Here is a 22,012-nt window from a genome sequence, read left to right as displayed (position 1 = left end):
ACGTTTTCATCATGACATGCTCGGATATCATTAGTGGCGGCTCTGTCGCCGGTTACGACATAATTAGTTGTCATTTAGCTCATCATTCCAAGTCTGTTTCAAAGCAATCAGGCGCTGTAGATTTTTGTTCATGTCCGCTGCGGCGGCGGCGGGATCGTCATACTGATAATAGCCGCTGCCGCTCTTAACTCCGAGATCTCCGCAAGCGACCATCTTCTCGATTGTTCCGGGAGTATCGGTGCTGATGCTTAATGCTGGGAAAAGTTGTCCGGTCACTTTGGCCCATATATCAAGCCCTCCCAGGTCTGCAATCTCAAATGGACCTTTTATTGCCCATCGAAGTCCAAGTCCTTCGCTTACCACCGTATCGATTTGCGCGGCATTGGCTACGCCGTTGTCCAGCAAGTAGCAGGCTTCTCTCATTAAAGCAGCTTGTAGTCGATTCGCGATAAAGCCAGGGATATCCTTATTTAGCACAACGGGTGTTTTTCCGCATTTCCGCAGCAGAGCCGCGAGCTCTTCCAGGATCGATGGCGGTGTGTCGGGCAAGCCAACCATTTCGACTAACGGAATTAGATGCGCCGGATTAAAAAAATGGACAATGACCATTTGATTAGCAAAGGGCAGTTCTTGCGCCAATGTCTGAAGAGGGAAGGTTGAGGTGTTTGAGGCTACGATCGCCTCAGGCCTAATTGCTGAGGCCAGCTGCCTATAAACCTCGCGTTTGACTGTAAGCTGCTCAGGAACACATTCTATAATGAGATCAGCTTTTGCAACCGCTTTCTCGAAATTATTTGTTAACTGGATATTTAAGGTCCCTTTGTTCAGTCGGTTTTTTACGCTGCGTAACATTTCATCATTGGGCTCGTACAGAGAGACCTCATAACCATGCTCCGCAAATAAGCTGGCAATGGCCAACCCCATCGTTCCCGCTCCTAAAACTCCGATTCGCTCGATCATTCGAATCCTCCTTGGTCTGTCGCATGTTATTATTTTACTCAAAACTATAATATAGTCATAATAGATTTATAGAATACGATTTATTCGAAATATCTATATATACCCTTTTTCGCCCAAACTCGCAGGTGGAAAGAAGATAGTAGAAGTGGAAAAAAGGTAGTGTCGTAAGGAAAATGGAGGCGATATAATTTTGTATGATACCAAAAATATTACAACTCAAAAACGGGCCAGATGGAGTTGAGAAATTTGAGTATTCTAAGAAATCCTAATATTTTTCTGCGTATATTGTTCCTCTTTCTGATTGTTATATTGCCCATCTATATTTTGGTTTTCACGATTAATCATACAAGCGGCTCTATCCTTCGTAATGAAATTGCAAGTTCCATGGAATCGCGAATCAGTTCCTACTCGGAATTGATTGATTCCGAAATTAATCATATCGCCCAGTTGAAAACGGATTATTTGGCCGATGAAGATTTGCAGAAGCTGAGCACGGTTTCGATTGCCTTAACGCAATATGAGCGACTTGCAGCGATTAAACGATTGTCTAATAAGCTTTTTATGTTTAAAGAGTCGAGTCGATTTATAGAAGATGTTCAAATTTACATCCCTAATATTCAAAAAACAATTCGAGCTTCCAGCTACTTAGAACCAATGGAGGAAGACGAAATGTTGATGATACGTGAAACAAATGCCAATAGAAGTCCCCGAATCGTGGTGTGGAAAGAACAATTAATTCTCGCTTTGTATGATCCCCCTTACTCCGGCGCAAGATCGAATTTTTATTTTAAAATCATATTGTCCCCCGAACGGATGAAGCAAACTCTGGTGCAAATAACGGCAAAAGAAGATGGAAAGTACTTTCTAATCGATAATTCCAATACTTGGATGTTATCCAATACTTCAAGCGGCGTGAAGTTAGCTGCTGATTTTCAGGATGTTTTGGAAGGAAATACGTTTCTTCATGGAAGCGGATTTTATAATATGTCATTGGATGAACAATCCTATCTAGGCGCCTATCGAAGCTCTAAATATTTGGATACAACGCTGTTGGTAGCCGTTCCTGAACGACAGATTTTTAAAGTTCTCAATCGATTTACCTATCTTTTCTGGTTTTTATCGATTGCCGCCATATTTGTCGTTTTATTTTTTTCTTATCGCATGTATCTCATTATCCATCGTCCGCTTCAGGTTTTTGTTCGTGCATTGCGCAGAGTAGAAGTTGGCGATCTGAATGTGGCGTTGCGACATGATAAACACGATGAATTTCAGTATTTGTACAGCCAATTCAATTTGATGGTAAATCGGTTGCGAGAGCTGATCCATGAAGTGTATACGCAGCGTATTTTGTCCCAACAAGCAGAATTAAAGCAATTGCAATCTCAGATCAATCCTCATTTTTTGTATAATACTATATTTATGCTGCATCGAATGGCCGCATCGTATGGCTTGCCGGATGTGACGCGTTTTACAGATCTTTTAGGCAAATATTTTTTATTCCTGACACGAACCGGAATCAACGAGATTGGTTTGGATGAAGAATGGAAACATGCAAATGTGTACATAGAAATTCAAAAAATACGTTTTGCAGATCGTATCCGAATAGAATGGCCCACGCTTCCCGAGTCCTATCGGAAGATCAAAGTGCCTAGAATGATCATTCAGCCGCTCATCGAAAATGCTTACAAATACGGGCTGGAGAAAAGAGGAAGCAACGCCGTTCTACAAGTGAATATCGCCACAACGCAACAGGATACTCTTTTGATATCGGTGGAGGATAATGGCAGCGAGTTGAGCGATACAACCTTAAATCATTTGAGAAGCCTGCTGGTAGAAGGAATGAATGAACAAGAAATAACAGGGTTGATCAATGTTCATCGCAGGCTTCAAATCTATTTTGGCGCACCATTTGGCTTGCAGTTTGAGAGGAGCGAGCTGGGGGGACTGAAAGTAACGATCGAAATTCCAAATAGAGGGGAAGATGAAAGTGAATCGACTATTAATCGTGGATGATGAATCCATTATCGTGAACGGGTTGGTGGATTTATTTGTGCAGCAGGATATGCTGCCATTAGAAGTATATGGCGCTCATTCCGCAGCGGAGGCATTAAAGCTGCTTTCGCAAATAAGAATGGACATCGTCATTACTGACATAGGAATGCCTGAAATGGATGGTCTGGAGCTGCAGAAACGAATCAATCAAGCATGGCCGCATTGCAAAGTTATTATTCTTACCGGGTTCAGTGAATTTCAATTTATTCAAGATGCTTTGCGGAATCAAGGGATCGACTATGTGCTCAAAGGCGAAGGCGATGAAGTTATATTCAAGGCTGTGGAAAAGGCGATAGAGCTTAATAAAGAAGAAGTCAAGATGCAAGAATTGATCGCGCAGGCAAGCAAACAGTTGCGTCAGACAATCCCTTTGCTGCAAAAGGAGTTCTTGCAACATCTATTGCAAGGGGATTTATATTCGATATCAAGACTTGCCGAGCATTTCTACGAGCTGCAAATCCCGCTTCATGCAGACCAGCCGGTCATGCTGGTTTTGGTAAGGGTTGACAGATTTCGAGAGGAATACAGTATTTATGATCGCAACTTATTAGTCTACAGTATACAGAATGTAGCTCAAGAGTACTTGCAGTCATCTCTCACCTTCCTTCCGGTTGAACTGAACCATAGCAGAATGATGTGGTTTATTCAACCCAAGATCCCCGCATCAAACCAATTCGTTACTTGGGCAGACAGCAAAAACTTTTTAATGGGGAGTCTGGAGCTCATTCAACAAACCTGCAAGGATTTATTGGGTACGGCGCTTTCTTTCATTTTGCAAGAAAAACCGACTTCGTGGCCGAAGGTTAGCGATGTGTACGGGCAATGTACGAAATGGATGTCGCGGGGACTTGGTCTGGGATCAGAGTTTCTATGGGTATATCAGGATAAAGAAGAAAAAGCTTGCGAGCCCAAGCTAACATCGTTAAATGACAATCATCTTGGTAAACAGTTGGATCAGTTGAAGCTGTATCTTCAGAATGGGCAAAAGGAAAACTTTGAAACGGTATTGTCCGACATTCTGCTTACAGGTACCGGCCATGCAAATGAACCTATGGTAGAACAAGAAATCTATTATTCGTTGGTTCCGATATTTCTTTCTCACATGAATCGCTATTTTACGGAAGAGATTGGATATCGATCGAATATAAGCAAGTTGATAACTTTGGAAGCGCATTCATCATGGCAAGACATTAGCGACTTTTTCAAGGAGTTATCGTCGGCTATATTCGCCGAAAAGAAAGTAGGCATGGAGTATGAGGAAAATATCGTAATAAACAAAGTGCAGAAGTACATCCAGCATCATCTGGACGGAGATCTGTCGCTCGTGCGAATTGGCGATGTCGTAGGGCATAATTCAAAGTATTTATCCCGGTTATACAAAAAAAGTACGGGTGAGGACTTGTCAGGCTATATTAGCCGAACAAAGTTGGCGCACGCGCAAACCATGCTGAAAGAAACATCCTTGAAAATTTATGAGATTTCAAGCGCCGTCGGATTTTTGTCAGAACCGTATTTCTACCGATTTTTCCGCAAGGCTACAGGAATGACGCCTCAGGAATATAGGGAGATCCATTCGGTGGACAGAAGATAGGAAAAGTGGAAATCGGTGAGTAGTCCGAGTTCGAACAGTCTAACTATAATAAATGATGTAAGGCGACTTGAAGCTTAAATATGCAGGGAGGACTGCCCATGTCTGTAATGACAGTAACCGGCAAGGTAGACAAAGATAATCTCGGCTGGGTGCTGCCTCACGAGCATGCGTTTATTGATTTACGCAATCTTGTGCCATCGCCGCAAACGATCTCAGCCAAATCGATGGCACAAGAAAAAGTAAGTTTGACTAATTTGGGTCACTTGTCGCGCAATCCATATGCTGTTCTGGATAATGCCGTGATCGATGACGAGAAGGTTGTCAGGGATGAGCTCCTGGCCTTTAAAAAAGCGGGCGGAGGCACATTTGTTGATCTAACCCTTCGCGATATCGGGAGAGATCCGGTACTGCTTGCAGGTTTGTCGCGGGAGACGGGGATCCAAATTGTTGCCGGCTGCGGTTATTATATCCATGCGTCCCACCCTCCGGATATGGATGCAAAAACAATGGAGGATATCGCAGAAGAAATGCTGGCGGAGATCAAATACGGGATAGACGGGACGAATATTAGAGCAGGAGTGATTGGCGAAATCGGCACGAGCGAAATCATCTATCCCAATGAGGAAAAGTCGTTGATGGCAGCGGGGTTAGTTCAGCGGGAAACGGGATTAGGACTGCATGTGCATACCTATTTGTGGGGCACAACAGGGCATGAGGTCATCCGGATTCTTAAGGAGCAAGGAGCTTCAACTGAAAAAATATGCATTAACCACATCGATGTTGATTTGCGGATGGATTATTTGAGAGCGTTGCTTCAGCAAGGGGTATATATCGAATTTGATAATTTCGGCAAGGAGTTTTATGCAGACAGAAGGCACAGAAGTATACTGCAGGGCTTGTTCGCAAGAGACATTGAGCGTGTAAAAGCGATCAAGCAGTTAATTGACGAAGGTTATCTGTCGCAAATACTGGTATCAAACGATGTCTGTCTGAAAACCTGTTTGCACCAATATGGAGGCTGGGGGTTCGACCATATACTGACGAACATTGCGCCGATGATGGAAGACGAAGGGATAACACAAGAACAAATCAGGATGATGATGTGCGACAATCCAGCCACATTTCTGGACAATCCATTCGAATAAAAGGGGGAAGAAAATGCGGATTATCGATTGCAGCTGCTCCATTGGATACAAAACGATTAATTATGAGGTCGTCAATCATGAACATTTGCTTGTTCGTGAAAAAGTGAAACAAGTGCGGGACGCGGAGGAATTGTTAATTGCGATGGACGATTGCGGCGTTGACCGTGCAATAGTTGCTCACAATACGATGGCGGATGTCGATCCGGATTATGGAAACCGGGCATTGATTGCAGAAACGGCTAAAGCGCCGGAACGTTTACTTCCTACATGGACAATCCTGCCTTCCATTACGGAAGAACAGTACGCACCAGAACATTTATTCCCAGCCATGAAAGCCAGTGGCGTGAAATTGCTAAGGGCATATCCGGAACGCAACCGATATTTGTTGAATGGCGTTGTTATGGGTGATCTTTTGCAAGAACTCGTTGCTGCCCGAATTCCGCTTTACCTGTCGTCTAGCGAGGGATGGGATGGCATATACCAAGTGTTGCAGGAATACCCGGATCTTACGATTATTCTCTATAACTACGGCTTGTGGAGCCATTCTCGGCTGACATTTCCGTTGCTCAAAACTTACAAAAACTTTTATATCGAGACCGGAGATATGCAGACAGCCGGAGAGATAAGGGAAATATGCAATAAATTCGGTTCGGAACGTTTGCTCTTCGGTTCTGAATTTCCGAGCAATGGGATAGGCGGCCCGCTAGCGACGCTGTTCGGATCGGGCATTGCAAAGGAACATCTGGAGAACATCGCTTATCGCAATGCGGAAAGAATGCTAAGTGAGGTGAAATTATGAGTTTGCAAACAATGACCAGTAAATCGCTTCTGGCGAAAGAGTTTTTTGAAACGGGCCGCTTGAGCAGCATTTCGATCATTGATATGCATACCCATATGGGTGCTTTTTACGGCACTTATTTGCCTGAAGCGAAATTGGAAACGATGATCAAGGCGATGGACAGACAGAATATCGAGTGGATTATCTCGGCGCCGCATAGTGCCTTGTTTGATCCTATACGCGGCAACTCGGATATCCGTGCTGCTATGCGCGAATATCCCGGGAAGGTTTATGGCTATTATGCGGTAAATCCGCATTACGATCATGATCTGGATCGTGATCTGGAACAATTCGATAGCTTCGAAGGTTTGGTTGGGTTCAAACTTCTTCCAGACTATCACAAATATCCGCTTAACGGGGAGAAGTATCGCAAAATATATGAATTTGCGAACGAACGTGGTTTATTGCTTCTTTCGCATACTTGGGGACATAGTCCATATAATCCTCCGCAGATGATTGCAGAGCTGTCACGCGAATATGAGAATATTCAATTCCTTCTGGGTCATTCCGCGCCCGGGGAAACGGATTATGCGATTTCGCTTGCCAAGGAACGTCCTAATGTTTACCTGGAATTGTGCGATACCGGACGTCTTAATGGGGTTGTCTTAAAGATGGTGCAGGAAGCATCCTCCGAGAAGGTGTTGTTTGGAACCGATTTCCCTTGGTATGACCCCCATTATATGCTGGGCAGCGTGCTCCTATCCGGCATTAGCGATCAGGATATCGAAAATATTATCCATCATAACGCAACTCGCTTGCTCGAGGGCATCCAGGCCAAAAAACAACTTAGGAAAGGTTTGAATCGTTAATGTCAGATATCATAGAGTCGTTTGAAACGGCTAAAGGGAATACATTCGGAGATTTATTGACGTTAAAAGAGAAGAACAGCTCATTGAAGATCGGTGTGCTCACGGTTGGTTTCTTCGAGTATTGGCGAATGTTCCCCGGAACCATGAGAGCCAATGTAAATGAGGATATGACTTGCGTCTATACCCATTTATGCGAGGTTCTGGATCAAGATGCAGTTATCTGGCCAGGTTTAATTGATACGCTTGACACAGCCGATAAAGCGGGGAAGAAGCTGGCTGAAGAAAGAGTCGATATAATCGTATATGTTGCAGGCACCTATTGCCCGGATTATATGGCTATCCAGGCTTTGGAGCATATTCGCCATGCTCCGGTTATCCTGTTCAATACGCAAACCAGCAATAAAATAAATCTGCAAACCAATTATGAAAATATCCTTAGAAATTCTGCTTTAATCGCCAGTCTTCAATTGGCAGCCACATTTAGAAAGATGGGATGGTACCCCGACTTAAAGGTTGTTGTTGGTTCAATCCACGATACGGCGGCCTACGGAGAAATAAAGAAGTATATACGGGCATACAAGGTTTTTCAACAACTAAAAAATACGAATATCGGTGTTATTGGTCATGTATTCAGAGGCATGTACGATTTCGAATACGACAAGACGATGATAAAGGGAACGCTGGGGCCCAATATTATTGCCATTCAGGTCGACCATTTGCTCGATCAGTTTAGCCAAGCTGACGATGAAGAAATTAAAATGATCGAAGCAGAAACGAAGAGCAGGTTTAATATCGTGGGACTAAGCGATAACGATGTCTATCAATCATCAAGATTTTACGTAGCGCTTCGGAGAACGCTTGAGCGATTCCGATTGGATGCGCTTACGCTGCTCGGTCAGCATTATGTGGAACAGAAAACGGGAACGACCTCGTACTTGGCCAATACCATGATCCATGAGGAAGGCAAGTATATCGTGAATACCGAAGGAGATGTACATGGTCTGATCATCATGACCATCATGAATGAGCTCAGCGGACAAATGCCTACTTATGCCGAGTGGGGCGAATATGATGAGGAGCTGAATGCTCTGCTCATGGTCCATCATGGTTATGCGAACACCAATTACGCAACCGACAGAAATACGGTTAAGGTTAACCGTTCGCCTGAACAATGGGGATTGCAGGGAGCGGGCTTTGGTTTCGAATATACCCTTAAGCCCGGAGCAGTGACGATTAGTCATCTGATCATTGATGCGGAAGGTTATAAAATGCTTATAGTAAAAGGCGAGGCCTTGCATATTCCAACTAACATTCCTTGCGAGGAAATTACAGGCGTTGTAAAGTTTGATACTCCAATCAAGCCATTTTTGACTACGCTTATCAAGGAGGGATTTGCTCATCACTGTATTATTGCATACGGCGACCTTACGGAGGAACTATCGATGATTGCCGATTTTATGGGAATAAGAAAAGTGATCTATTAGGGCGTGTCTGAAAACTCGCTCAGGAGCATCTTTCACCGCCTTTCCGCCCCCTGCTGCGTCACTTTTGCTTGACGTACCCCCGGTACGCCTTCACAAAAGTTCCTTGCATGGAACGGAAATTCGGCAAAATCTGCTACCCTCGGAGCATTCAGACACGCCTAAAGTATGGACTTGAGGAGGGGGATACATTTGATTAAAATTCCCAATAAAGAATTTCTTACTAGAATCGAAAACTTAAGAGAACTCATGAGAGAGCAAGATTTGCAAGCTTGCCTGATTTACGGTGACGAGTACAGGAAGGAAAACCTGCGTTATATGGGCAACTACTGGCCTTTATTCGAACGAGGGGCGGTCATTGTTCCGCTCAGCGGCGATCCCATTATTTTAGCCGCGCCGGAAGGAGAAATGTTTTGTCGTGAAATGAGCGTTTGGCCGGATGTTCGACTGTTGCCCGAATTTAATTGTGTAACTGTACCCGATCATATTGAGTACCCGCTCGCTCATTATACGAGCTTGAACGCAATTTGCAAGCAGCTGCAGGAAAGTAATTCTCTCCAGAAGCTGGGGGTGGCGGGTATAGATGCGATTCCCGTGCCGTTAATGAACATCATCGAGTCCGGTTTTGCGGAGATTGAAATCGTAGATGGGGCTGATATGTTATTTAAGCTGAGGATGAACAAGTCGGCGAACGAGATTGCTTGTCTGCAGGAGGCCGCAAGAATTGCCGATGCAGGCTATAAGTTAATGATCGAACAGGTAAGGCCGGGGATGACGGAACTGGAACTGGCTTCGCTGGCTTATGGCGAATGTACACGTCAAGGAGCGGAACATATGCCGTTCTGTCTGATTACCAGCGGAGATCGGGTCAAGACGATTATCGGGCGGCCTTCGAGCAAAGTGATTGAAGAGGGAGACATGATCCTGGCTGCTATAGCTGTACAAGTCGAGGGGTATATAGCAACCGTGAACTTTCCGTTTGTCGCCGGGACTATGACCGAAGAACAGAAGTCATTTATCGATGTTCTCGTCGAAGCGGAGGAAAGCGGGCTTGCCCGGATTAAAGCCGGCGCCAAGCAGAGCGATGTGGTACGCGCTGTTAAAGACTGTTTCCAGAAGCATGGAATGACGCAGTATGATTTATACCCGCCGCTCCACGGTTGCGGCTTGGCGGAAGCCGAATCTCCGTACCCGGACGAGAATTCTGACGCGATATTTACTGCAGGTATGACCGTGAATACGGATGTCAGTTTATTTGGCCATCCACATGGCTCCAACCGTATTGAAGAAAGTCTTCTGGTTACCGATAACGGTTATGAATCGATGTCGAAGCTGGTCAGACATCTAAGCAAGACATGGAGAGCCACCAGGGAAATATCGGTGAACTGAGGAGGAATGGGGTATGAACAAAGAAGGCGCCCGGAACTGGTATGTAATTGATGGATATTTGCCATATAAGGGAAAAATGGATCAAGATTTGCTTGAAGGCCATGAAGCCATTATGATACTGAATTGTCATGATACGGATGCCACTATATTTATGGATATTTTTTATGAAGATCGAGAGCCCGACCAAGATATCAAGCTAAACGTAAGTGCCAGAAGAGTCAAGTGTATTCGCATGGATCATCCTGAAGAGATTGGCGGGATCGCACTGGATAGACAAGTCCAATATTCCCTTCGTTTCCGCAGCGATATTGAAGTCATTATTCAGTATGGCAGAATGGATATTGCCCAACCCAATTTGGCGTATATAGGAATGATGGGATACTCGGAGTAACCCGTTCAATATGATGCGAAGATTGGAATTTGCCGCTTATTTGGATGATAATCCTGGTTCGAGCGTTCAAATTCCTTTCTTTGCGTTCTCTATTCATATCGGATATTTGCATGGGTTACACGCAATATAAGGTAGTGGACAGAAGGTGGACAGAAGATATTAAATGTGGAAATTAGAAAGTGGTTAGCGGTAATACCCGCTTGTATAATTTTAAACATATCAAGGATATTTCCTTTGATAAATCCAATTCCAAAGGGGCAAAAAGCATGAAGAGAAAAAGGATCGTTATTACATCAATTATATTTGTGTTATGCGTGTTGGCGCTGTCTGCTTGTTCGAACGACAAAAATGGGAACAAAGGCAGCGAAGCGACATCGTCGCCAGCACCGTCGGCAACTTCCGAACAAACGGTTGCGATCGATCCTTTAGGCAAATATGATTCGCCTATTTCGATGACTACGGTAAGACGAATTGATGCAAGCATGAATCTGCCGAGTGGTCAAACCTATGAAAAAAACGTGTGGAGCGATGCGATTCTAGAAGAATTGGGAATTGACATTAAAGTGCAATGGAGCGCGGATATTGGCCAATATGACAGCAAACTGAACGTGACGATGGCTTCCGGGGATTTGCCCGATTTAATGCGTGTCAACGGCCAACAGCTGCAACAACTGGTCGAAACCGACAGTATAGCGGATTTAACAGAAATATTCGATCAATACGCTTCGGAAGAAACAAAAAAGCAGTTTGCTGTCGGAGACGGGATTGCGCTTGAGCAGTCGTCGGTTGGCGGAAAGTTATATGCTCTGCCTAATACGGCATCCGCGATCGGCGGAGCAGGCGGCCCGCTCATCTGGGTTCGGGCGGACTGGATGAAGAAATTAAATCTGCCAGAGCCTAAAACAATAGAAGATTTTATTCATATAGCAAAGGCTTTTACAAATGATGATCCGGATGGCAATAACATAAAGGATACGTATGGTTTCACATTTGACAATACAGTTAAAAACAGCGGATTATCAGCTTCTGGTTTTTTTAATAGCTTTCATGCTTATCCGGGGTTGTGGATTGAAGACAATAATGGCGGACTTGTGTATGGCAGTACACAACCGGAAGCCAAAGAAGCCCTTCTAGCGTTGCAACAGCTGTACTCTGAAGGGGTTATTGATCCCGAATTTACGGTCAAAGACGCAGCCAAAACAATCGAGATGATCGCTTCGGGAAAAGTAGGAATGATCAATAGCGCGCATTTCTTTGGCCAGTTAGGTCCGCATCAATTAAAAGATAATGATCCAAATTCCGAATGGGTGCCATACCCGCTGCCGTCTAGTGACAATGAACCCGCTAAGGTTGGCTTGAATGCGCCTGTTCTTGAGTATTACGTGGTCAGAAAAGGTTACGAGCATCCGGAAGCTATCGTCAAATTATTCAACTATGTCTTTGAAAAAACGGTAGGTAAAGATGCCGGCAAGGAGACATACGATCGTTTCATGTATGACCCGGAGGATGGCAGCATTCAATTATGGAAGCTGGCGCCCGTATTTTCGAATGACGCAACCGATCTTCCGTTTAAGCAGTTTATAGATGCCGTTGACGCCAATGATGAGACTTTGGCTATGGACCCGACAGCAAAATTGCTTTGGGATAATCGTTTGAAAGCGATTAATAACGAAGGCAGCGTATATGGTTGGTCTTTGTATTATCCCGCCTGGAAAATCTTTTTCGATATTATGGATAAAGGCTTATTTGTAAACGACGGTTTCTATGGCGGCAATACGCCGTCCATGACGGATAAATCAGCTACTTTGGCAACGATGGAACTCGAAGTATTTACAAAAATCATAATGGGTGCAGTTTCAATTGACGAGTTTGATAAATTCGTTAAAGATTGGCATGCACTGGGTGGAGATCAGATTACTAAAGAAGTGAATGAGTGGAAGCAAATGCAATAACAATGAGCATTCATTGCTTGCATTATTAAGTATAGCAAGGGCGAAACATCCTTTCGCCCTTGTCTATGACGAAGGGGGTTAAATATGCGATATAGGAACTGGGCGAGAGAATTGCCCCTTCATGTGATGATTATTCCAGCACTTTTTATTCTAATCCTATTTGCCTATGTACCGATGACCGGCGTAGTTATTGCTTTTCAAAAGTTTTATCCTGCTTTGGGGATAACAGGTTCGAAGTGGGTGGGTTGGGATAACTTCGAATTTATGTTCAAATTGCCGAATACGATTCAGGTTCTGTGGAATACGGTTATCATTGCGGTGATGAAAATTATTGTAGGAATTGTGTTGCCCTTGATTGTCTCTATATTGTTGAACGAAGTCAATCACAAGCTTACCCGTTCAGGCATCCAAACCCTCATTTATTTACCGCATTTTTTATCATGGGTTGTGCTGGCAGGCATTCTGATTGACATTCTATCAATGAAGGGGATTGTGAACCAATTTCTTCAATTCGCCTTTGGTGTAGATCCTATCTTTTTCCTGGGAGACAATAACTGGTTTCGTTTCGTCGTGGTTATATCCGATGCATGGAAGGAATTTGGATTCAGCACGATTGTTTACCTTGCTGCCATTGTAGGTATAGATCCCGCTCTGTATGAATCGGCCAAAGCGGATGGAGCAAATCGCTGGAAGCAAACATGGCATGTTACCATTCCGGGGATGATGCCCATTATCGTTCTGCTTACAACATTAAGTATGGGGAATATACTGAATGCCGGTTTCGATCAAATCTTTAATCTTTATAGTCCTGTCGTTTATGAGACGGGAGATATCATAGATACACTGGTCTATCGAACCGGTTTGGTGGAGATGAGCTTTGGCGTTTCAACAGCTGTAGGGCTGCTTAAATCCGTTGTTTCATTAATATTAATATCGATTTCGTACTGGTGTGCCTATCGATTTGCCAATTATCGCATTTTCTAAGTTTGGAGGAAACAACATTGAATGCTCATGCGGGACAATTGGAAAAAGTCGCAACTGTGGTTATATATGTGTTTTTAATTGGGCTCGCTGTAACATGCGTCTTGCCGTTAATTCATGTGTTAGCTATTTCTCTCAGCAGCGCTTCTGCGGCCGATGCGGGAATGGTTACGTTCTGGCCCATTGATTTTACTTTCCAATCCTATCAATATGTCATTGGAAAACAACAATTTCTCGACTCCATGTTAATTTCCGTAAAGAGAATCGTACTGGGAGTATCGCTTAGTATGTTGCTGACCCTATTAGCGGCATATCCATTGTCCAAAGAAAAAAACAGCTTTCGATTTCGAACCATTTATGTGTGGGTATTCGTGTTTACGATTCTTTTTCACGGGGGTCTTATTCCTTGGTATATGACGATCCGGTCTGTAGGCATGCTGGATTCGATATGGGCTTTGGTTATTCCTGGAGCAGTTCCGGTGTTTAATGTCGTTCTTTTGCTTAATTTTTTTCGTAATTTGCCTAGGGAGATTGAAGAAGCAGCATTTGTTGACGGCGCCAATCACTGGGTTATTCTATTCAAACTATTCTTGCCGCTCTCGGCCCCTGCGCTTGCAACGCTTACGCTATTTAGTATTGTAGGGCATTGGAATGCGTGGTTTGACGGGCTCATTTTAATGAATAATCCAACCAATTATCCTTTAACCAGCTATTTGCAGACAGTTGTCATAGGCAGGGAGCTTAGTCAATTGTCGCCTCAGGATGCGATATTGATGTCCAGTATTTCGGATAAGACATCCAAGTCGGCACAAATATTTGCCGCGTGCCTCCCGGTGCTGCTCATCTATCCATTTCTTCAAAGATACTTTATTAAAGGAATCGTATTGGGCAGCGTAAAAGGGTAAATCTATTAACGATATTAGGAGTGAATGTTGTGGAGAAGCTCAAGAACGGAAAGGTTTTTATCTGGATGCAATTGCTGGGTTTCGATAGAGAGGACTCCGATCGCGGGGCTGCGAGATTTTTAGACCAAACCGGCTTTCTTCCCGATGGCGCATGTGCGCTGCTGTTCCACCCCGATTTCGTCAATCAGTACAAAGGCATGGACGAGGAATACGAACTTCCAGCCGATAATTGCGCTTATTACGGCATACCGCGCAATGCGGAACGTGAAAGGCAGCCTTGGACGAATTATAACCTTCGCGACCTTTCAGGAAACTTGTCTGACAGAGGAACCGGCATGTACGCGGGCATCATGGGAGTGTCCATCGGAGATTCCTTTCACCAAGAATGGATTAGCGATCACCCAGAATTACAGTTTCATACAAGGGGCGGCAAACGGCGCGGGTTATTTGCGCTCAAACGCTTTAAAAATGGCGCTTACTACGAGGATTTTTTCGTAGAGCAGCTTTGCCGCACGCTCGTTGATTACGGATTTAAAGGCATACATCTTGCGGACGGTTTTAGCCCAAGCGGAAACATCTATCATGGCGACTACTCGACGGATATGGTTACACAGTTCATCGACCATACAGGGCTGATTTTGCCTGATGGTATTGCTGCGTCGCTTGGAAATGATGAAGCGGAAGCAGAGGACGCCCGCGCAGACTGGATTTGGAAAAATGTCCGTGCAGAGTGGATCGAATTTATGTGCTGGCGTTGGGAAAGCTTCTTTAAAAAAATCTGCGCGCGCGTTCACGCAATCGGACGCGAAGTGATGGTGCTTGGCATGTACTGTACGGATCCATTCGAGACGAAATATTGTCTTGGAACGGATTTGGCTCGGATCATGAATGCCGGCGTTGATTACCTCACCGCCAATATTTTGCCGACCAGTTGTTTTATCGCGTCTCCGTGGGATACGCAAGATTACTATTTCCACCGCTATATGGCTATTGCTCCGATTACTGCGGCACATATTCGACAAGGACATCTGGTTTCGATGGTTGGTCTGCAGGATGCAACTGAGGAATGGGACATGATGAAGCATGTGCCCTGTCTGCACGAACGTGATCTTTATACAATGATGGCCTACCAACTTGCAGAGAATGGCGGTTCGAGACGTGCCCTTGAAGGTTATTTCCTGTGTCTCGGCGACGGAATCAAACGCGCCGATTGGGATTGGGAACGAGAACGCATGGAAATCGCCTTCTCCGCAGATGTCGATCGAACGCTCTCGCCTACGATGCTCTGGTCCGACCATGCTTACGAGAACATGTTGGCCGAATATATCCAAACACGCCGATTTACACCTTTCAAGCTGTTCTACGAGCTTGCGAAGGCCGGAACCCATTGCGGCGCTTGCGTTCGTTCGGAGGATCTCGATTCGTTTACCGGTACATTGCTGGTTCCTGACTTTGATATGTTGTCTCTCGAAGAACAACGCAAAGTAGCGGCATACGATCGTGGAGCGGTTGTATGTACCGCTCATGCAGGCTTCGAGCCTGCTGCTTACGGTATCCAGCCAACCATTCTATTCGCGGACCGCTTTAGCAATCGGCCGTTGACTGTTTTCGCTTTCGGCGCATCGCCGGATGATGATACCCGTGCGGCAATCGAAGCTCTGCTAACTCAAGATGACGGCAAACCGAATCTGGAAGGCGATCCAGCCGATGCGCCGGATTTCCCTTATACGCTTGTCGACACTCTGCCATTCGTCAAGGTAACAACAGGCTTTCGCGACGCGCTTGCCCGTCTCCTTCTCGATATCGGCGACTGTCCGTTAACATGCGATAAACCTTATCTGGCATACCGGCTTAAGGATGGCACAATCCGGCTCTACTTGTTTAATGACAACGACGTCCATTACCGGCGCGCTTTTGTTACGATGAAGGAGCCTGTCGCGGATACGCGGACTGTCTCCAGCTTTCCTATTCTGCCCGTCCGTTACAAGGATGCGGCAACAGGCGGACTCACTCATCAATATGTTGGCGGGTCAACGTATAAGCAAAGTTTTGAGGTCAAGCTTCAACCCGGCGGGGTTACCCTCATAGATGTATATCCACAATGAACGCTGCAGCCGCTCGGAATCCCTATTGGGGAACGAGCGGTTTTTTTAAATTATAAGAATTTATAAAGTTTCACTTTTATAATTAGGCTAATAATTCATCGGTAAACGCGCTCGTCCAAAGGACGACGTTAGCCGTTTATCCTTGTGCCGCGAATCAGTAGCCAAAAGATAGTAAAGTGGAAATCGGAAAGTGGTTAGCCATTTAAGAGTGACAGTATAATAAGCTCGTCAGAAGAGAATATCTTCTACCAATTTAAATGGGAGGGATTGTAATGAGATTGGTCAAAATGGTATGCACGCTGGTTCTCTGCCTGACACTGTTGCCCGTATCCGGTATAGGAAGCGTGAACGTGCATGCAGCAACAGAGTTTGATATGCCTGTCGCAGTCGCGGACACAATGGGTGTAAACCTGCTGAATCGAGTATCCGGAACCCAGGTTGCGGGAAGCGATGTTGAAGCGGGAGGCGTGCAGTGGGCGGCTAGTCCATCACTCGTATATTACGAGGATGAGAATGAAAGCTATGTGACTAGCGGCAGCGCTGAATTGCTTGCCAATGCAAGCGTGCCCTTTCGTTCGGTCGGAGAGATTGCAAGCATAGAAGCGGAGATTAAGCCGTCAGGGGTGACAGATTGGGTAGGGCTTGGATTGCTGAAGGGGACTGGCCCGATCTGGCAGGATGGAGCGGTATGGATCTATGTCAATAAGAATGGAGAGTACCAGGCTTTCGTTAATGGCACCAAATATTTGGTGAAGTCCGGAGCGCTGCTCGCATTTAATGCAAACGGTTACACCAAAGTTAAGGTGCAGTTAAATTCGGCGGATGCTACGATCTCCATCTGGCTCAATGAAGAGCTTGTCGTAAATCAGCATGACATTAGCGGGATTGAAGGGTTCGCTCCGAACATATCGCATGCGGGTTTTGTGCTCAGCGGTGCAACAGCCTATGGACAACGAGTGAAAAACCTGATCGTTCGGGGGGAAACATTGGCTATTTCGGATACGTTGGCGATCAATGGCACGAATCGCACAGTTGGCGCTTCTCTCAAGGAAAAGGAGACGGAGTTCGACGGCCGAAAGTGGGAAGCCGGTCAGAATCTGGTGTTTGCGGGGGATGAAAGCGAAAGCTATATTACCAGTTCAGTCCGAGGCTCGTCTACTGCCAGTGTCCCATTTAAGTCCGTAGGACAAGTATCCAGCGTGGAGGCGGATATTTATCCGGCTGGCGTAGAAGACTGGATCGGATTGGGGTTGAATAAAGGCACGGGCGCCATGTGGCTGGACGGCCAAATATGGATTTACTTGAACAAGAACGGAGAATATCAAGCCTTTTTGGACCGGACGCAAAATGTAGTCAAAAATGGAGTGGCTCCGGGATTTGATGCAAACGGCTATACGAGAGTGAAGGTCGAATATAATGCTGCAGAGCATACAGCAAGCATATGGATGAATGGCCAGGTAATCGTGGATAAGTATAATGTTGGCCAGGTCGCAGGCTTCATTCCCGACATCAATCATGCGTCCTTCATGTTCAGCAATGCGACCGCGAACGGCCAGAGGATCAAAAACTTTATCGTTAAGGGCGTAGCGGCTCCCATGGAGCCTGAATATCCAGTCGATCTGGAGCCGTTTCCGCCAAGCGACTTCCCGATCGGTGTCTTCGAGGATGCGCTCCAGATAAGAGGCAATAAACAAAGATTCAAGGAAATCATTGCAGATCTGCATAGCCATGGCTTGGACTCTATTATGATTACGAATGGCAATGTGGACGAAGACCACTTTATGTTCGAGGCAACTGACAAATACGGAGTGGGCGTGCATTACGGGCCGCATGCGAATACGTATGACTGGATGCACAGCGAGGCCGCCGATTCACAGCTATTTCAACCGATCGCGGATAATATCATTAATAAATTAAAGGATCATCCGAGCATCAAAAGTATTAATCTGTCGGATGAACCGTTTCTGGAGGCATTAAACAATCATGTCGTCGCAACCGAATATTTTCATGAAAATGCTCCGGGGCTAAAAATTTCCACGCCGCTCGTCGGTTTGGACCGGGTGGGTCCCATCTTCTCTGCGGCTGGGCTGGATACCTTGCTTATTGACGTTTACCCCGCCGCGAAGCACAACCCGGTTGGCGACTTTACGTTAAATGCCTTCGGATATTCGGCATGGGACTTTGTCAGCTATGTCCGCAAAGTAGTAGAAGAAAAACCGGAAGATACTCCTTTATGGATGATATTGCAAACGCATAAATTTGATTCAGGACGATTCTCTACACGGACACCTGTTGTGGGCGAGCTGAGAATGCAGAACTGGATGGCTATAGGAGAAGGAGCTACGGGCATATTCTGGTTTATCTATGGCACGCAGCAAAGCTGGCTTGGACTTGAGGACAGCCCTGCGCACTATGAGGAAGTCAGCTCGTTAGCCAATCGCGTTCGACCTTTGAAAGAGACATTATTAAATGCAAAAAAGGCTGAGGATCGTTTTACAGTCGCAGGAACCGGTAACGCGCAGCCATATGTAAGTACATTGGTGAAACGGGACGGGAGCAAGTCCTACGTGGTTGCTGTCAACACGGATGCCGAACAACAGCAGGAACTGACGCTAAGCTCAGCTTACTACACAGGCAGCCTGAAGGACCTGGAGACGGGCGAGATTTATGAAATTGGAACTTCCGCAATCAGCTTCTTGCCTGGTGACGGCAAGTTGTTCGAAGTAATCCCAACGACCTCTAAAACTAGCCCAGTTGTTCAATTGTCGACCCCTGATCAAGGAACGATTCTGTCGGAGAATGGTTCACTTACGCTTCAGGCAAGCGCAACCGATCCGCAAGGAATTGCCAAGGTCGAATTCTGGGCAAATGGAAAGAGGCTAGGAACAACCGCAACTGCTCCTTTCAAGATGGAATGGAAAGAGCTGAAGGCGGGCAGCTACACCATAACGGCAAAAGCAATCAGCAATCAAGGGGTTGCCGCTCAATCGCAACCCGTCCATATTATGGTGCTCGGCAGCGGAAATAAGGTGCAAAATCCTTCCTTTGAGGAAGGTGAGAATAACGAAGGCATCCCTGTGGGATGGACGTTCCCGGCTTCCGTTACTCCCGTTCTGGATGAGAGTGCTTCGCGCTCCGGCGGGACATCCCTGCAAATAGCTGGAGCTGCCTCTGGTACCGTTATGAGACAAAGCGTAAATCTGGAGCCGTACAAGGAGTATGAGCTGAGTACATGGGTCAAAACGGATCAGATTAAGGGGACGGGCTTGTCCTTGCGTATGTCCGTAGAAGGAGCCGCAACCTATCGATATGAATCCGAACCGCTGTTCGGCACCAAGGGATGGACACGTCTGGTTACGCGCTTTATGACACCGACCGTCGTGAACAACGGATGGATAGAAATTCGATTAGACTCGCTATCGGCTCCTGGTACGGTATGGCTGGATGACATTAGTCTTACTGCTACTGGCAGGGACATGCTTATCGACGATCTTGCTCTTCACTGGACCTTCGATGAAGGCAGAGGCACAAACGCCTATGACTCGACTGCTCTTGCCAGGCATGGCAGCATTTTAAGAACAGTTGATGGCGTTCCAACGAATGAGATTCCTTGGGTTCCCGCGTATTACTCCGGTAAAATCGGAAGCAATTCCATGTACCTGGATGGGGGCATTAATTATGTAGCCAATCAGGAAACCGGAGTGCTCGATGAACAAAGCTTCACGATCTCAACATGGTTAAAGCCTTATGAGAACGGGCGGCGGATGGTTATTTACTCTAATAAAAACGTCGTATTGGAGATCAATGAAGCAGGAGCGCTGCAGCTCAAAATGTTGTCAAACTCTGCAGAGGGAGTATGGACTACTGTACCAGGAGGGCCGGTTTCCACAAATAACTGGTCGCATGTTGCGGTTGTATACGATGCAGAAGCAGGAGCGGCATTATATATAAATGGTGAATTGGCGAGTGAACCTAACAATGCGACATACCTCTCAAAGGGTTCCTCAGGCACTGTATTGGGTACATCGCTGCAAGAAGCTGGCGTGAATTTCCACGGTTATCTGGATGATTTTCGTATCTATCAGCGGAAGCTGAATGAGAGTGAATTAACGCGTCTTATTTTGAATGCGGAATATGATGAGAACTCAGAAGAGCCTGGCAATGGAAACGGCAATGGAAACGGCAATGGCAACGGAAATGGTAACGGCAACGGCAATGGCTCAGGAAGTGGCAGTGGTACTGGAGGAGAGGCCGGTTCTGGGTTGGCGACAGTTACAATCGAGGACGGTATTGCTATCGTTCGCATGAAAGATAACCAAAAGTCGGTTTCCATACCGATAAGTCAACTTACTGGATACCCATTGCAGGTTCAAACAGGAGACGCGCTGTTAAAGATTGAATCGGCTGAGTTGAACGCCTTGCTGGGCAGAGCGGGAAATACGGCGGGTGCGACTTTGGAGATTGCGTTTGCGCAAGCAAGCGAGCCAGTATCGAAGGAAGCTCCTGGCAAAAAAACGGATGATGCTATTCGCATCGTGAGTCCAGCATATACCGTATCGGTCTTGCTTGTTACGTCCGATGGCAAGAAGATCAAGCTTGAACAAACGGCTGCTGGCGTAAGTTTGGAGCTCCCTTTACTGGCAACTGACATTGACCGTGAACTGACGGGTATTTACTATTATGATGCTTTGAATAAGAAATGGGTTTATAACGGAGGGACCGTGAATTCTAAGTCGGAACGGATCTCTCTGAAGCTTAAACAAATCAGCCCGTATTCTTATGCGGCTATGGAATACAAAAAGAATTATGCTGATATTCCGAATACGCATTGGGCCAAGCAAGCCATTCAAACTTTGGCGGCAAGGCAAGTCATCGATTGGGAGAACGGAAACCGTTTTAACCCCTCGGATCAGATTACCCGCGCAGAATTTGTGGCTATGCTGGTTCGCAGCATGCAATTGGATATTGCGGAGGATGGGTTAACAGCGTTTACGGATGTTGATGCAAATGCCTGGTATGCGGGCAGCATTAAAGCTGCTGTTGCAGCAGGGCTGGTAACAGGGATTGACCAAGGGCGGTTTGCTCCCGAACGGCACATTAGTCGTGCTGAGATGGCGGTGCTGATGTCCAGAGCGCTTGGCCTGACGATCCATCCTTCTTCAAGTGCCGCATTCAGCGATTCGCAACAAATCCCGGCATGGGCAATCGGACATGTAGCTGCCTTGCATCAAGCCGGATTAATTAAAGGAAAAGGAAACAATAAGTTTGTGCCTGAAGGGAAGGCGACTCGTGCCGAAGTGGCTATGATTTTGTTTAACATGCTGACATTGGAGCCAAGTTTGAAGGAAGTCACGGAGCAATAATTCGCCGATCGTACACCAAACCAGTCCACCAAAATTGGACTGGTTTTTCT

Annotated in this window: 14 protein-coding genes; 13 read left to right on the top strand and 1 reads right to left on the bottom strand. The window is 45.8% G+C overall.

What is annotated here, in order from left to right:
• Positions 1-63: 63 nt before the first annotated feature.
• On the bottom strand, positions 64-960 hold the full coding sequence (locus KJW29_RS15045) for a 3-hydroxyacyl-CoA dehydrogenase family protein (protein ID WP_214630401.1): 897 nt from the start codon (positions 958-960) through the stop codon (positions 64-66).
• 246 nt (positions 961-1,206) lie between these two features.
• Between KJW29_RS15045 and KJW29_RS15040 the strand changes: the two genes are divergently transcribed.
• From KJW29_RS15040 to KJW29_RS14980, 13 genes are all read left to right on the top strand, one after another.
• Positions 1,207-2,973, top strand: coding sequence for a sensor histidine kinase (locus KJW29_RS15040; protein ID WP_214630400.1), 1,767 nt, complete (start codon positions 1,207-1,209; stop codon positions 2,971-2,973).
• Positions 2,948-4,603, top strand: a complete 1,656-nt coding sequence (locus tag KJW29_RS15035) for a response regulator transcription factor (RefSeq protein WP_214630399.1) — start codon at positions 2,948-2,950, stop codon at positions 4,601-4,603. Before KJW29_RS15040 ends, KJW29_RS15035 begins: the two co-directional genes overlap by 26 nt.
• A gap of 98 nt (positions 4,604-4,701) precedes the next feature.
• Positions 4,702-5,748, top strand: coding sequence for a phosphotriesterase family protein (locus KJW29_RS15030; RefSeq protein ID WP_214630398.1), 1,047 nt, complete (start codon positions 4,702-4,704; stop codon positions 5,746-5,748).
• A gap of 13 nt (positions 5,749-5,761) precedes the next feature.
• Positions 5,762-6,547 (top strand): amidohydrolase family protein, encoded by a 786-nt coding sequence (locus KJW29_RS15025; protein ID WP_214630397.1) that lies wholly within the window; start codon positions 5,762-5,764, stop codon positions 6,545-6,547.
• Positions 6,544-7,395 carry an amidohydrolase family protein gene (locus KJW29_RS15020; protein WP_214630396.1) on the top strand — a complete coding sequence of 284 codons (852 nt, stop codon included), beginning with the start codon at positions 6,544-6,546 and terminating at the stop codon, positions 7,393-7,395. The genes KJW29_RS15025 and KJW29_RS15020 overlap by 4 nt, the downstream gene beginning before the upstream one ends.
• Positions 7,395-8,879 carry a hypothetical protein gene (locus KJW29_RS15015; RefSeq protein ID WP_214630395.1) on the top strand — a complete coding sequence of 495 codons (1,485 nt, stop codon included), beginning with the start codon at positions 7,395-7,397 and terminating at the stop codon, positions 8,877-8,879. The genes KJW29_RS15020 and KJW29_RS15015 overlap by 1 nt, the downstream gene beginning before the upstream one ends.
• A gap of 189 nt (positions 8,880-9,068) precedes the next feature.
• On the top strand, positions 9,069-10,265 hold the full coding sequence (locus tag KJW29_RS15010; RefSeq protein ID WP_214630394.1) for a M24 family metallopeptidase: 1,197 nt from the start codon (positions 9,069-9,071) through the stop codon (positions 10,263-10,265).
• Between the two features lie 13 nt (positions 10,266-10,278).
• On the top strand, positions 10,279-10,656 hold the full coding sequence (locus tag KJW29_RS15005; RefSeq protein WP_214630393.1) for a sensory rhodopsin transducer: 378 nt from the start codon (positions 10,279-10,281) through the stop codon (positions 10,654-10,656).
• A gap of 266 nt (positions 10,657-10,922) precedes the next feature.
• The gene (locus KJW29_RS15000) at positions 10,923-12,608 is read left to right on the top strand and encodes an extracellular solute-binding protein (RefSeq protein ID WP_214630392.1); all 1,686 of its coding nucleotides are present in this window, start codon (positions 10,923-10,925) and stop codon (positions 12,606-12,608) included.
• Between the two features lie 84 nt (positions 12,609-12,692).
• Positions 12,693-13,592, top strand: coding sequence for an ABC transporter permease (locus KJW29_RS14995; protein WP_214630391.1), 900 nt, complete (start codon positions 12,693-12,695; stop codon positions 13,590-13,592).
• A gap of 17 nt (positions 13,593-13,609) precedes the next feature.
• A complete protein-coding gene (locus KJW29_RS14990) occupies positions 13,610-14,494 on the top strand; it encodes a carbohydrate ABC transporter permease (RefSeq protein WP_214630390.1) in 885 nt (294 codons plus the stop codon).
• Positions 14,495-14,523: 29 nt separating this feature from the next.
• Complete coding sequence (locus KJW29_RS14985) at positions 14,524-16,599, top strand: hypothetical protein (RefSeq protein WP_214630389.1); 2,076 nt, start codon at positions 14,524-14,526, stop codon at positions 16,597-16,599.
• A gap of 272 nt (positions 16,600-16,871) precedes the next feature.
• A complete protein-coding gene (locus KJW29_RS14980; RefSeq protein ID WP_214630388.1) occupies positions 16,872-21,962 on the top strand; it encodes an S-layer homology domain-containing protein in 5,091 nt (1,696 codons plus the stop codon).
• Positions 21,963-22,012: the final 50 nt, after the last annotated feature.

It is taken from the genome of Paenibacillus agaridevorans (genome assembly GCF_018604145.1).
Taxonomy (GTDB): domain Bacteria; phylum Bacillota; class Bacilli; order Paenibacillales; family Paenibacillaceae; genus Pristimantibacillus; species Pristimantibacillus agaridevorans.
Note: the sequence above shows the minus strand (reverse complement) of the source record. Positions and strands in the feature narration are given on the sequence as shown.

Bases quoted from the DNA above. Each gene is read 5' to 3' on its own strand.
- KJW29_RS15025 (WP_214630397.1), top strand. From the start codon at position 5,762: ATGCGGATTATCGATTGCAGCTGCTCCATTGGATACAAAACGATTAAT.
- KJW29_RS14980 (WP_214630388.1), top strand. From the start codon at position 16,872: ATGAGATTGGTCAAAATGGTATGCACGCTGGTTCTCTGCCTGACACTG.
- KJW29_RS15020 (WP_214630396.1), top strand. From the start codon at position 6,544: ATGAGTTTGCAAACAATGACCAGTAAATCGCTTCTGGCGAAAGAGTTT.
- KJW29_RS15005 (WP_214630393.1), top strand. From the start codon at position 10,279: ATGAACAAAGAAGGCGCCCGGAACTGGTATGTAATTGATGGATATTTG.
- KJW29_RS14995 (WP_214630391.1), top strand. From the start codon at position 12,693: ATGCGATATAGGAACTGGGCGAGAGAATTGCCCCTTCATGTGATGATT.
- KJW29_RS15015 (WP_214630395.1), top strand. From the start codon at position 7,395: ATGTCAGATATCATAGAGTCGTTTGAAACGGCTAAAGGGAATACATTC.
- KJW29_RS15030 (WP_214630398.1), top strand. From the start codon at position 4,702: ATGTCTGTAATGACAGTAACCGGCAAGGTAGACAAAGATAATCTCGGC.
- KJW29_RS15000 (WP_214630392.1), top strand. From the start codon at position 10,923: ATGAAGAGAAAAAGGATCGTTATTACATCAATTATATTTGTGTTATGC.
- KJW29_RS15045 (WP_214630401.1), bottom strand. From the start codon at position 960: ATGATCGAGCGAATCGGAGTTTTAGGAGCGGGAACGATGGGGTTGGCC.